Source organism: Acinetobacter sp. RRD8 (assembly GCF_031844225.1).
Taxonomy (GTDB): Bacteria; Pseudomonadota; Gammaproteobacteria; order Pseudomonadales; family Moraxellaceae; genus Acinetobacter.
In genome coordinates this window covers 208,687-221,678 of sequence record NZ_JAUZUU010000003.1, presented here as the reverse complement: position 1 = coordinate 221,678, position 12,992 = coordinate 208,687, and the positions used below count along the sequence as shown (strand labels likewise).

The window sequence follows — 12,992 nt, the reverse complement described above, 5'->3', positions numbered from 1 at the left end:
AAAAGCTATGGGTACACCAATTGTTATTGCTAAAAAAACCACGGATACCACGCAGGATATTGTGCTGCATTCCCAACTTGCCAATCGACATGGCTTGATTGCAGGTGCCACTGGTACCGGAAAGACTGTAACCTTAAAAGTATTGGCGGAGAGCTTTTCTCGAATTGGTGTACCTGTATTCCTCGCCGATGCCAAAGGCGATGTTTCCAGCCTGGCCAAAGCAGGTGAAAGCAGCCCCAAATTTGATGAACGGATTAAAAGTCTCAATATCGAGTCCATTCCTTTTGCAGCCTCACCAGTGGTGTTTTGGGATTTATTTGGCGAACAGGGTCATCCGATTCGCACTACCATTTCTGAAATTGGCCCGCTACTGCTTGCTCAAATGCTGAATCTGAATGACACCCAGGAAGGCGTTTTATCTGCCGTGTTTCGGATTGCCGATGATCAGGGTTTATTGCTGATTGACTTTAAAGACCTGAAAGCCATGCTGAGTTATGTCTCTGAACATGCGGCTGAGTTTAAAGCTGAATATGGCAATCTTTCACCCGCCAGTCTCGGGGCTATTCAACGCAACTTATTGGCACTGGCTGACCAAGGCGGTGACCAGTTTTTTGGCGAACCGGCGCTGGATCTGATGGACTTTTTGCAGACGGATAGTCAGGGCCGTGGCAATATCAACCTATTGGCGGCCGACAAGCTGATGAATACACCCAAGCTATATGCTACTTTCCTACTGTGGATGCTCTCCGAGCTGTTTGAACAGCTTCCCGAAGTCGGCGATCCGGACAAACCTAAACTGGTGTTTTTCTTTGATGAAGCCCATCTCTTGTTTGATAATGCCAGCCCTACCCTACAGGATAAAATTGAGCAGGTGGTGCGTCTAATTCGCTCGAAAGGTGTAGGGATTTATTTTGTCACGCAAAATCCTTTGGACTTGCCTGAAAGTGTCTTAGGCCAGCTCGGCAATCGGGTTCAACATGCTTTGCGGGCTTTCACTCCCAAAGATCAAAAAGCAGTGAAAACCGCAGCAGAGACTTTCCGAGCCAATCCTGAATTTAAAGTCGATCAGGTGATTACCGAGTTAGCAGTAGGTGAGGCTCTAATTAGCTGCCTGGATGAAAAAGGCATTCCACAAATTGTAGAACGTGGCTGGGTCATGCCGCCGCATTCATCCTTTACGCCGATCTCGCCTGAAGAACGCAAGGCTCTCATGCAGCAAAGTATTGTCGCCGGTATTTATGAGCAGCCAGTCGATCGGGACAGCGCCCACGAAATGCTGCAAAACAAGGTCGCAGAACGCCAGCAACAGGCTCAGGCCGCCGAATTTGCCAAACAGCAAAGCAAAGAACAGGAAGCTCTTGCCAAGCAGCAAATTAAAGAACAGGAACGTCTGGCACGAGAACAGCAAAAAGAAGCTGAACGCGCAGCCAAGCAACGAGAAAAACTGACTCAGGATATTGTCGGCACCTTTGCCAAAAGTGCTGCCCGTAGCCTGGGCGGGAGTACTGGGCAGAAAATTGTGCGCGGCTTACTGGGTTCGCTGTTTGGCCGCAAATAATCCCCCTCCTTTTCCGATCATCATCACACTTTTTATGGGATATTCTTATATCCCATAATTTTTTTATGGTTTTATGACTATGCGCTATTGTAAAGCTATTTTAAAAGATGTAATTTAAATACATCTTTTAAAAAACATCTGTAGATAGCTCTCATGACTCCACAACATATTGAACTTGTACAAGCGACTGTTCCTGTTTTACGTGAAAACGGCGTAGCACTTACTACGTATTTCTATAACCGCATGCTGAACAACCATCCAGAGTTGAAAAACACCTTCAACATGGATCATCAAAGTACTGGCCGTCAACCACGTGCCTTGGCTGCCGCAGTACTTGCCTATGCTGAAAACATTACCAATCCGGGCGTTTTGGCCAAAGCCATCGAACGCATTACCACTAAACATGTCAGCCTGGATATTCAACCGGATCAATATGCGATTGTCGGTGAGAACCTGTTGCACTCGATCAGCGAAGTTTTAGATGTACCCATGGACTCAGACCTGATTGCAGCCTGGAAAGAAGCGTATATGCAACTGGCAGATATTTTGATTGGTGTGGAAAAATCTAAATATGCCACCCTAGCTTCTGAAAATGGTGGCTGGGCGGGCTGGCGCGAATTTGAAGTAGCAGCAGTCAATGATACCGACGCAGGTAAAATCTTTACACTTAAAGCTAAAGATGGTGCAGCGATTGCAAGTGCTGAAGCCGGTGAACATATTTCAGTACGTGTACAGGTGCCTGAACAGCACATTCGTCAACCACAACAGTTTAGCTTTGATCAGGCTCAAAACGAGCAATATCAAATTACTGTGAAAGCGGAAGAAAATCCAACCGCATTCTCGGTTGCACAGACACTGATCGACCACTACAAAGTTGGTGATGTAGTTGAAGTGTCTGCCCCGCTCAAGCTTTAATTGCAAAAACGGTTTAGACTAGCATCAGATTCTGATTAAAAGCTCCATTCGTGGAGCTTTTAACATTCAATTCTTTCATTTTCTAGCTGTTGACGTTATGCAACTCAATAAATTCACTGACTATGCGCTTCGGATTCTGATGTATGTCGCACAGCCACGTGATCTCCCCTATACCATTGCAGAACTTGCCGAGCGATTACAGGTTTCACAAAATCATGCCATGAAAATCGTGCATTTTATGGCGAAACAGGAGTGGCTGATTACCACACGTGGTAAAGGTGGCGGCATACGTTTAAATCCGGCCAGCCTGAACCTCCAGCTGGGACAGATTGTGCGGATCCTGCAACGCGACAGCAATGTAGTGGAATGCAATAGCCCACCCTGCGTATTACGTCCGACCTGTGGTTTAAAAGGTATTTTAGATGATGCCGTGGAACAGTTTTATAGCAGTCTGGACCAATATGTGCTTAAAGATGTGATTAGGCCACGAAATGCGCGTTTCAGTACAAATTCTCCGATCAGCCTGATTAATCTTTAAAGTCTTCAGGGTCATGTCTTGTGACTTATTCTTGCGGCAAAGTTCGCTTGCCTGTGCGACTTCCTTTATAATGTTTCATTGTAGATCATTTATTGAAGTTGAGTTATGCACCACAGCAGAGGAAAATCCAAAAACAGTAAGACAGCCCATGCGCCTAAGCAAAAGATCAGCTACGAGAAAAAAGTTGATTCTGCCATTACTGAATATTCTGTGCGCGCACTCAACTGGCTACGCAAAGCCGAATTTTTAATGAGTGCACCCAAACTCAGTCTTTGTGTAGAAGATACTGGCTATGAAATTGCTTTTGCCGGCCGCTCAAATGCGGGTAAGTCCAGTGCGATTAATGCCTTGACCAACCAGAAACAGTTGGCACGTGCATCGAAAAAACCTGGCCGTACCCAGATGATCAACTTTTTCAGCCTGGGCAATCCGGATCAGCGTCTGGTCGACTTACCCGGTTATGGTTATGCGGCTGTGCCTGAAAAAATGAAATTGGTCTGGCAAAAAGAACTGGAAAATTACCTGATTCACCGCCAGAGCTTACAAGGCCTAGTATTGCTGATGGATATCCGCCATCCCCTGCAACACTTTGATGTGATGATGCTGGAATGGGCTTATTCCCGCCAGTTGTTCGTGCATGTCTTGTTAACCAAGTCAGATAAACTAAACCGTGGTCCTGCATCCAAAGCCTTGCAGGAAGTCAAAGCGGCATTGAAAAAGATGAAGCTGGATTTCTCGATTCAACTGTTTTCCTCCATGAACAAACAAGGTTTAGAAGAACTGGCCAGTGTCATGGGTGGCCGTTTGAACTTTACCTTAGATCAAGCCTCTGAATATGATCTGGACAGTATTCCGGAAGCATCAGCGCATGATTTAAATGAATCTGATGAACCGCTTGAAGAGCTCGAGCTTAGTGAATCCGATTCGGAGCATGTTGCCGAAGTATCGACACATGATTTAAATGAAGCTGAAGAACCGCTGGAATTACTGGAGCAAGATCAATCCGAGCTTAAAGCGGCAGATGAATTGAATCAGAATAAGCATTCACCGGATTAAGATCCATATCACCGCAATGGTCTGGGATCGTTCTGGATTTATTAAAACTTACCTTATAAAAAAGCAGACCAATGGCCTGCTTTTTTTATTTTTTAAATGTTTTAGCTATCTGTAGCTTGAAGATTGGGTTCACGCGTATGCCGGTCCACCACCACACTGATCATCATATCCCCTTGAACATTCACCACTGTGCGTACGGTATCCAGTAAACGGTCGATCGGTAAAAGAATAGCAATCGCCTCGGCAGGCAAACCGACCGACTGCAAGACCATGATCATGGTCACCATACCGGCACTCGGAATTCCTGGTGCACCTAAGGATGCAATCATCGCCGTGGCGCAGACCACCAGTTGCTGCCCCAGACTCAGATCCAGTCCCATTAAATTGGCAATAAACAGAGCTGCAGCTGCTTCATACAGCGCCGTACCATCCATATTCAACTGTGTACCAAGTGGGATCACAAAGCCTGCAGTATGTGGGCGTACCCCTAAATTTTCCTGTGCGCATTTCATCGATAAGGGCATGGTGGCCGAACTGGAACTGGTAGCAAATGCAGTAATCAAGGCAGCCCGTGTACCTTTAAAGAACGTGACCGGATCCATCTTGCCAAAAATCCACAGCAATAAAGGCAAGACCACGATGCCATGAAAAATCGTCGTACCGGTGACTACCGCAGCGAATTCAGCCAGACGACTGAGAACTGAAACATCTTCAGTGGCAATTAATTTGGCCAATAAGGCAAAAATACCGAGCGGTGCCAGTTTCATCACCCAGCCAATCATCAATATCATGATTTCAAAAAACTGGTGACTCAGCTTGCGCACGGTACGGAATTTATCTCCTCCCGCAACCAGTGCCACACCCACAAATAAGGCAAAGACCACCACCGCCAAGACATTGCCATCGGCAAAGGCTTTAAATGGATTGATCAGGGTATTCTGAATAAAATTGGTAAAGAAAGAAGATGGCGTGAGCGTATCCGGCGTTTGATGTTGTGCCATAGCATCCTGGAACATCAGCACATTAACACCCTTACCGACATCAAACAGATGTGCACATGCCAGACCTAAAATGAGCGCCAAGGTGGTGGTGGTCACACAACACATCAGGGTGATTTTCCAGGTTCGGCTCAGTTGCCCACCCGCCTGCAGATTGGATACGCCGACCACGATCGAGCTAAAAATCAGGGGTACTAACAGCATTTTTAACAAGCCAATAAAAATACTGCTGACGATGCCGATGCCATATAAGCTGATATCAAAAAATGAGGTCTGCGGAAATATCGTCAATAGAAATCCAAACAGCACCCCCAATACGGCGGCAATTAAAATTTGCGTATTTAAGCTCATCTTTTCATGCATTTTTAATATTGATCTTAAGCCGCACTATGCCATGCAGTGTCTATAGAATCGAGTAATATTTTATAAACGCATGGTTGAAGCATGGCATCAAATGGCCTTTTTCATCCGGCTTAAAAACAAAAAGCCGAATCAGGGATTCGACTTTTTGAGCAGGAAGAAAAATTACTGTGTTTCGATTTCACGTAAGCGGATCAGACCTTCCTGAGAGGTACTGCAGACCAGCTCGCCGTTCTGCCACATCCGGCCAAAATTCAGGCCGCGCGAACTGGCGCTCTGGGTGGCATCCATATCGTAAAGCATCCATTCATCCGCACGGAATGGTTTATGGAAGTACATGGCATGGTCAATACTGGCACATTGTAAGCTTGGCGAAATATAACTCAGACCATGTGGACGAAGCGCCGTGGTCATCAAGGTAAAGTCAGAATAGAAAGCAGCAATGGCCTGATGCAAGGAGATCTGATCGACTTCTGCAGCAATACGGTCATGCGTACGGATATAGTGCGCATAAGACGGTGCTTCAGGTTGAGGCTGGAATGGATTTTGCGGATTGACCGGACGAATTTCCACATGACGATCACGAGTGAAAGATGCACGGACATTTTCCGGAATAAACTCAATAATCTGTTTGATCAGTTCCGCTTCATTTTTCAGGCTTTCTGCCGGTGGATATTCAGGCTCTGAAATCTGGTAATTTAGCCCTTCTTCCTGATGCGCGAAAGACACCATACACATGAAAATGGTACGGCCATGCTGAATAGCGCGCACCTGACGGCTGACAAAGCTCTTGCCGTCACGGATACGATCCACTTCATAAATAATCGGTGCATTGACATCCCCGCCAAACAGAAAATAGGCATGTAATGAATGTGCTGGACGGTCTGTGGTATAAGATGCGGCGCGTAGTGCCTGCCCTAAAACCTGCCCACCGAACACGCGCTTGCCCACCAGATTCCGGCTGATTCCCCGGAAAATGTTTTCTTCTAACTTTTCTAAGCTGAGCAGCTCGACCAGTTCCTGTGTTAAGGCATTCATAAGCAACCTATCTAATATTGGAGATATCCCAAAATGGAAAAAAGGATCTAAATAATTGATCTGGAATATTCTGCCACAAAATCAGACCGAAACTCTAAAGTTTGCATGACTGTTCTGTCATACTGATGTCATAAGTGACTAGGAAAAGCACCTGCTTTCACGCTAAAATTGAAGCACTTCTGTTGAAGTTGTTAAAAAAAGATATATTGTTTCGCTTTAGAAACCCGCAAAATAAATTCCCTCAGAAGTCCTGTGGTTTTGGTCAGTAAAATTAGGAGCAGCTATGTCCAAGAATGGCTTTGGTCAAATGTATCGCAAGCTTTCAAGTAAGTTACTTGATCTTGTGGTTACCCCTCATGTTCTTGGGGAAGTACCAAGTGAAGTGACAGCACCTGAATCTGATCAGACTACAGCAGAATCGCAAAAGCTGGTCTGCTACGTTTTACAGAACCATTCACGTAGTAATGCGCTCGTGGTCGATGCAGAAACACGCCGCTTAAAATTACCGGCTGCACTTGATCCAATGCAACTCGGAAACAACAAGGAAAAAGCATCGGTACTGTTTTTACAGCATCATGATGAAAATAATTTGCTGAGCTCACCACCCCATGCTTTCCCGCCGCGCCTGTTACGCCTGATTGAAATTCTGGAACAGCATCCTGAGCTGGATGTCGAACTGGTACCGGTAACAGTACTTTGGGGACGCGAACCCGAGAAAGAAGATTCTTGGTTTAAGCTTTTATTTACCGATACCTGGTCTACGCCAAGCCGGGTCAAGCAACTGGTCAATATCGGCCTGCATGGTCGCCAGTCTTATTTAGAGTTCCATGAACCACAGTCTTTACGCACCTTGATTAACTTTGCCAAAGAGACGCATCCAAATTCAGCGCCGGCCACCTATATTGTCAGCACTTTAAATGATTACCTGGATGGTCAGCGTGAAGTCATTCTCGGGCCGGATTTGTCTGACCGCCGTAATGTGATGCATGGCCTAATCAAGTCACCAGATGTACAGGCGGCGATTCGCAATGACAGTATTCGCAGCAAAATCTCGATGCTGGAATCTGAACGTCGTGCCATTGGCTATCTGAACGAAATCGTTTCCGATTATTCTCATTCTACCGTACGTTTTGCCGACAAGGCCCTGACCCGCTTATGGACCCAGCTTTATGACGGCGTAGAAGTCCATAATTTCAGTACCGTGCGTGAATTGGCCAAAGATTATGAAATTGTCTATACCCCATGTCACCGCAGTCACATTGACTATTTATTATTGTCTTATGTGATCTATCGCCGTGGCTTGATGGTGCCGTATATTGCTGCGGGCGATAACCTCAATATGCCTTTTGTCGGTCAGATTTTACGTGGTGGTGGCGCTTTCTTTATTCGCCGTACTTTCCGCGGCAATGCCCTGTATACCACGGTGTTCAAAGAATATCTGTATAGCGTCCTGTCACGTAATACCCCGCTGGAATACTTTATTGAAGGCGGCCGTTCACGCACCGGTCGTTTGCTTCCGCCAAAAACCGGGATGCTGGCGATGACCGTACATGGTCATTTACGTGGCAAATCTAAACCGATTGTGTTTTTGCCAACCTATATTGGCTATGAACGCCTGATGGAAGGTGGCACTTATGTCGGTGAAATGAGTGGCAAGCCAAAAGAAGCTGAGTCTATTTTTGGTATTTTGAAAACCCTGCGCAAGATTGAACGCATTTTTGGCAAGGTGCACCTGAACTTCGGTAACCCAGTGTTTCTGGATGATATTCTGAAACAGCATGGCGCAGAACATATCAAGATCGAAAAGAATGATGATCCGATTCCACAAGCCGTTTCTGATGCAGTGAATAGCTCGGCACAGGCCATTCTGGAAAATATCAACAGTGCGGTCGTGATCAATCCAGTATCGTTATTGTCTTTAATCTTGCTGGCTACGCCGAAACATACGCTGGATGAAGAGATCTGTATCAAGCAGCTAGATACCTATCGCACCTTGCTAGCTGCCTTGCCTTATGATGAGCGCATGCAGGTGACGCCACTTTCTGGCAAGGAAATTATTGCCTATGCGATGAAGCTGAAACTGATCAAGCGGGTCAAGCATGTACTGGGAGATATTATTGCGATTGAAGATAATCAGGCAGTTCTGCTGACGTATTTCCGTAATAATATTGTGCACACTTTTGTGCTGCCATCTTTGATTGCAGCCCTAGTTGAACATAACGGTACCATTCGTCGTCATGATGTCGTGAATATCAGCAGTACCCTGTACCCATTCCTCAAAGCTGAACTGTTTTTAAAATGGCATGAAGATGAGATTCAGGATCAGGTGAATGCGCATATTGACAGCTTAATTGCCTCAAAACTGATTACACAAGATGGTGAAAACCTGATTGCACCTGCACCAAATACAGAAGCACATCATCAGCTTGAAGTTCTAGCTGCACCAGTAACCCAAAGTCTGGAACGTTACTACATGACTTTGGCACTGATTACCCAGCGTGGTTCTGGCAATATTTCGACCCGTCAGGTCGAAGAGCTGAGTTATCTGGTGGGACAGCGCCTGTCTGTGCTATATGAGTTCAACTCACCTGAGTTCTTCGACAAAGCCCTATTCCAGAGCTTTATTAAAGTCTTAACCCAAAAAGGTTATCTGTGTACCAATGAAGACAATGCGATTGTCTTTGATGAGCAGCTAACCAATGTGGCTCAATATGCAGATTTGGTACTGGATGAAGTGAAGCTACAAATGCTGCACCACATCACCGACTTTACGGATGAAGAACTGAAAGAAGCTTTGGATGCAGTTGCGGCTGAACAAGCCAAGAAACGCGCGAAGCGGAAGAAGAAGTAAGATTAAATTAAATAAAAAAGAGAGGCTAAGGCCTCTCTTTTTTATTTAAGAGTTTATAAGAAGTAAAAACTGGGAAGCTAATACCGTTATTTAAATAGGAGCATTCCCTTTCCTGAGCAATTTTTAAAACATGGTTTTTAAAAACAAAGCGTAAGTGAGGTTAGGAGGGATTATTTTTCCTCATCAACTCCAAATAATCCTGATAACAGTCTGGATGCTCTAACTCAAATCCCATTTTCTGCATTCGAGTCGCGTAAAGTTTCTTACCTGTCACCTGCTCGCTTTCTACTTGCAGCAAAGGAAGTCCCATCTGTTGCTGAAACCATTGCATTATTTCATGCAATAATTTTGGATCGTTGTTTGTCGCAATATAAGAGTTTTCAGGATGTTCCACGTGAATCATCTGTGATAAGAAACGTGATAAATCTTCGATATGAATCCGGTTCGACCAGTGCAAATTTGGATAGCACGTCATAGAAGCAGCCATTTTTTGCAGACGCGCAACTGAAGTACCGTAAATGCCGCTCGGACGAATGATGGTAGATTGCTCAGGATAAGCAGCGAAATAAGCCTGCTCCATCTGCTGCAAGATTTTGCCCTGAGCATCAATTGGGTGAATTTCAGTTTCGTCGTCTACGATTTCACCGGAATTTTGCCCATACACTCGTGTCGATGACACCACCACAATCCGCTTCACCGGATGCTGTTTCAAGGCAGCCACAATAGGTTGAACCGAATCCAGATAAGTCTGCTGATAGCCTTCAACCGTACTTTGTTTTGGACTAAGTAATACATAGACCCAGTCAATCGGAGGAACTGCTGTTAAATCCAGTTGATGCACATCCTGAATCAGATGAGTTGCGAATGAATCTGTTTTGGGACTCTGGCTAATTGTGCTAATTTGATGACCTTGCTCAAATAGTTGTTTAGCCACACGTCGGGATGTTTTACCATAACCGATAAATAAAATATGCATTGAGCACCGAATCACAAATCTGGTTGAGGGGACATGGCTGCAGTCCATCAGTTACAAGGCGTTGGCAATGCCGCCGCTGCATTACTCGAAAAACTAAATATCTTCAATACTGATGATTTGCTTTTTCATCTACCACGTGACTATGAAGACCGTAGCACGATCATTCCTATGAATCAATTGAGCGTGGGACGCAGCTATCTGCTGGAAGGCATCGTTAAAGGTGTGGATTTCCCCCCTGGCAAACGCAAATCCATGGCTGTGCTGCTAGATGATGATTTTGGCAAAATCACTTTACGTTTTTATCATATTTATAAAGGCATTACTGACCGCTGCAAACTGGGTAACCGTTTAAGAATTTTTGGTGAAGTGCGGGTTGGTGCGCGCGGTCTGGAAATGTATCATCCCGAACTGCAAGTCATTACTGAGGACACACCTTTACCTCAAACCAAGCTCACGGCAATTTATCCGGCGACTGAAGGCCTGACCCAGCCAAAAATACGGGATTATATTCAGCAGGCCTTGGATCAATACAGCGATCATCTGCCTGAATTGCTGCCAGCAAAATTTAGCAATGGTTATGCGCTGAAACAGGCACTGGAATATATCCATCATCCACCAGTCAATGCCAATATGCTGCAGCTGGCACAAGGCTCACATCCTGCACAGCAGCGCCTGATCTTTGAAGAACTGGTAGCGCATCAGATCAGTTTATTGACACGTCGGGCCTTCATTCAGCAGGTCGAAGCGCCTTCATTTGCGCCAAGTCAGACCTATGCCAAACAGCTTTTAGCCAGTCTGGCTTTTGAAATGACCGGTGCGCAAAAACGTGTATCCAGAGAAATTGCACAGGATTTAAGAACCAATAAACCGATGTTGCGTCTGGTTCAGGGCGATGTCGGCGCGGGTAAAACACTGGTGGCCGGTGTCGCGGCCTGCCATGCACTGGAAGAAGGCTGGCAAGTGGCGTTAATGGCACCGACCGAGATTCTGGCCGAGCAGCATTATCTGAACTTTAAACGCTGGTTTGAGCCTTTGGGCTTAAATGTAGCCTGGCTTTCCGGCAAGCAGAAAGGTAAAGCTCGCGCAGCAGCAGAACAGCTGATTCGGGACGGAAGTGCCCATCTGGTCATCGGCACCCATGCGCTGTTTCAGGAAAATGTCGAGTTTGCCAAACTGGGTCTGGTGATTATTGATGAGCAGCATCGCTTTGGTGTGGATCAGCGCCTTGCTCTCAGAAATAAAGGGCTAGATGGTATGTCACCGCATCAACTGGTGATGACTGCGACTCCGATTCCACGCACACTGGCCATGTCGGCCTATGGTGATCTGGATACCTCAGTAATTGATGAGCTGCCACCGGGCCGCACCCCGATTCAGACCGTGACCATTCCATTAGACCGGCGCGAAGAAGTCTTGCAACGGATTGCCAGCAACTGTGCCGAAGGCAAGCAGGCCTATTGGGTCTGCACCTTGGTCGAACAGTCCGAAACCCTAGATGCTCAGGCCGCAGAAGCGACTTTTACCGAAATTCGCGAGCGCTTTCCTGCGCTGAATATCGGACTGGTACATGGCAAGATGAAAGCCGATGAAAAACAGGCGGTAATGCAGCAGTTTAAAAATAATGAATTACAGCTCCTGATTGCCACCACCGTGATCGAAGTCGGCGTCGATGTACCCAATGCCTCCATTATGGTGATTGAAAATGCCGAGCGTCTAGGTCTATCTCAATTGCATCAGCTACGTGGCCGGGTCGGTCGTGGCGCCAAAGCCAGTTTCTGTGCGCTACTGTATAAACATCCGCTCTCGCAAAATGGTCAGGAACGCTTAAGAATCATGCGCGAAACCAATGATGGTTTCATGATTGCCGAGAAAGACCTGGAATTGCGTGGCCCGGGTGAGCTGCTCGGGACCAAACAGACTGGCGACATGAATTTCCGTGTGGCCAAACTGGAACGTGATGATCACCTGCTCAATCAGGCACATTATGTGGCCCAGCAGATGCTCAAGGATTATCCCGATCAGGCCGAGGCATTATTGCAACGCTGGCTACCGGAAGCACCGCGCTATGCCTATGTTTAAATTACTGGAACATGGAAAATCCTGGCTGACCCGCTTACAGCCCTGCCAGCTGTGTCTGACCGATCATCAAACCATTCATTCAGTTTGTAAAGATTGCTGGCGACAATTACCCTGGGCACATCAAACCATTCAACGGCAGGAAATGCAGTTCCAGATTGCCTGCGACTATGCCTACCCGATGGATCGTTTGATTCAACTGTTTAAATATGAACAGAAACTGCATTTGCAAAATTTACTGGCAGGTGTGCTGTTAAGTTTAGACCTGCCTAAAGTCAGTGCGATAGTACCGATGCCGATCTCGAATGAGCGTCTGGCTGAGCGCGGTTATAATCAATCTCTGGTACTGGCCAAACATGTGGCAAAACAGTTGAATGTACCCATCTGGCAACCTGTTCGACGAATGAAACAACACTCGCAAAAGGGCCTAAGCCGGCTGGAGCGGATTGAAGACATCCAGTCACAATTCCAGATCAGTACCATTTCCAAGCTGCGTTACCGTCGGGTGCTGATTATTGATGATGTGGTGACGACCGGCAGCTCGATTCGAGCACTGAGCCAAACACTTGAACAACTGGGCTGTCAAAAAGTTTATGCAGCCTGTCTGGCAGGTGCTCAAATCTGAA

General features: G+C 46.2%; 9 protein-coding genes and 1 pseudogene. 7 read left to right on the top strand and 3 right to left on the bottom strand.

The features are described from left to right. The first annotated feature begins 7 nt into the window (after positions 1–7). The 4 genes and pseudogenes from Q9R24_RS05170 to yihA all read left to right on the top strand — a co-directional run. The gene (locus Q9R24_RS05170) at positions 8–1,558 is read left to right on the top strand and encodes a helicase HerA-like domain-containing protein (RefSeq protein ID WP_311203856.1); all 1,551 of its coding nucleotides are present in this window, start codon (positions 8–10) and stop codon (positions 1,556–1,558) included. 153 nt (positions 1,559–1,711) lie between these two features. Then, entirely contained in the window at positions 1,712–2,473 is a 762-nt protein-coding gene (locus Q9R24_RS05165; protein WP_005101211.1) for a globin domain-containing protein, read from the top strand. A gap of 97 nt (positions 2,474–2,570) precedes the next feature. After that, positions 2,571–3,011 carry an Rrf2 family transcriptional regulator gene (locus Q9R24_RS05160; protein ID WP_253144455.1) on the top strand — a complete coding sequence of 147 codons (441 nt, stop codon included), beginning with the start codon at positions 2,571–2,573 and terminating at the stop codon, positions 3,009–3,011. Between the two features lie 105 nt (positions 3,012–3,116). After that, a pseudogene (gene yihA / locus Q9R24_RS05155) lies at positions 3,117–3,893 on the top strand (ribosome biogenesis GTP-binding protein YihA/YsxC); the annotation flags it as partial. Positions 3,894–4,168: 275 nt separating this feature from the next. Here the strand turns inward: yihA and Q9R24_RS05150 are convergent. Next, on the bottom strand, positions 4,169–5,416 hold the full coding sequence (locus Q9R24_RS05150) for a dicarboxylate/amino acid:cation symporter (RefSeq protein ID WP_311203855.1): 1,248 nt from the start codon (positions 5,414–5,416) through the stop codon (positions 4,169–4,171). Between the two features lie 174 nt (positions 5,417–5,590). Continuing rightward, on the bottom strand, positions 5,591–6,463 hold the full coding sequence (locus Q9R24_RS05145; protein WP_004645045.1) for an acyl-CoA thioesterase II: 873 nt from the start codon (positions 6,461–6,463) through the stop codon (positions 5,591–5,593). Between the two features lie 283 nt (positions 6,464–6,746). On the opposite strand from Q9R24_RS05145, the gene plsB reads away from it, so the two are divergent. After that, complete coding sequence (gene plsB, locus Q9R24_RS05140; protein WP_253144454.1) at positions 6,747–9,314, top strand: glycerol-3-phosphate 1-O-acyltransferase PlsB; 2,568 nt, start codon at positions 6,747–6,749, stop codon at positions 9,312–9,314. A gap of 160 nt (positions 9,315–9,474) precedes the next feature. On the opposite strand, the gene Q9R24_RS05135 is transcribed toward plsB, so the two are convergent. Next, a complete protein-coding gene (locus Q9R24_RS05135) occupies positions 9,475–10,290 on the bottom strand; it encodes an NAD(P)H-binding protein (protein ID WP_180086849.1) in 816 nt (271 codons plus the stop codon). A 33-nt stretch (positions 10,291–10,323) separates the two neighbouring features. Between Q9R24_RS05135 and recG the strand changes: the two genes are divergently transcribed. Continuing rightward, positions 10,324–12,369: an ATP-dependent DNA helicase RecG gene (gene recG, locus Q9R24_RS05130; protein ID WP_311203854.1), complete on the top strand. Its 2,046-nt coding sequence runs from the start codon at positions 10,324–10,326 to the stop codon at positions 12,367–12,369. Further along, positions 12,356–12,991, top strand: a complete 636-nt coding sequence (locus Q9R24_RS05125; RefSeq protein WP_311203853.1) for a phosphoribosyltransferase family protein — start codon at positions 12,356–12,358, stop codon at positions 12,989–12,991. The genes recG and Q9R24_RS05125 overlap by 14 nt, the downstream gene beginning before the upstream one ends. Position 12,992: the final 1 nt, after the last annotated feature.

Bases quoted from the DNA above. Each gene is read 5' to 3' on its own strand.
- recG (WP_311203854.1), top strand. From the start codon at position 10,324: ATGGCTGCAGTCCATCAGTTACAAGGCGTTGGCAATGCCGCCGCTGCA.
- Q9R24_RS05170 (WP_311203856.1), top strand. From the start codon at position 8: ATGGGTACACCAATTGTTATTGCTAAAAAAACCACGGATACCACGCAG.
- Q9R24_RS05150 (WP_311203855.1), bottom strand. From the start codon at position 5,416: ATGAGCTTAAATACGCAAATTTTAATTGCCGCCGTATTGGGGGTGCTG.
- plsB (WP_253144454.1), top strand. From the start codon at position 6,747: ATGTCCAAGAATGGCTTTGGTCAAATGTATCGCAAGCTTTCAAGTAAG.
- Q9R24_RS05125 (WP_311203853.1), top strand. From the start codon at position 12,356: ATGCCTATGTTTAAATTACTGGAACATGGAAAATCCTGGCTGACCCGC.
- Q9R24_RS05165 (WP_005101211.1), top strand. From the start codon at position 1,712: ATGACTCCACAACATATTGAACTTGTACAAGCGACTGTTCCTGTTTTA.
- Q9R24_RS05145 (WP_004645045.1), bottom strand. From the start codon at position 6,463: ATGAATGCCTTAACACAGGAACTGGTCGAGCTGCTCAGCTTAGAAAAG.
- Q9R24_RS05135 (WP_180086849.1), bottom strand. From the start codon at position 10,290: ATGCATATTTTATTTATCGGTTATGGTAAAACATCCCGACGTGTGGCT.
- Q9R24_RS05160 (WP_253144455.1), top strand. From the start codon at position 2,571: ATGCAACTCAATAAATTCACTGACTATGCGCTTCGGATTCTGATGTAT.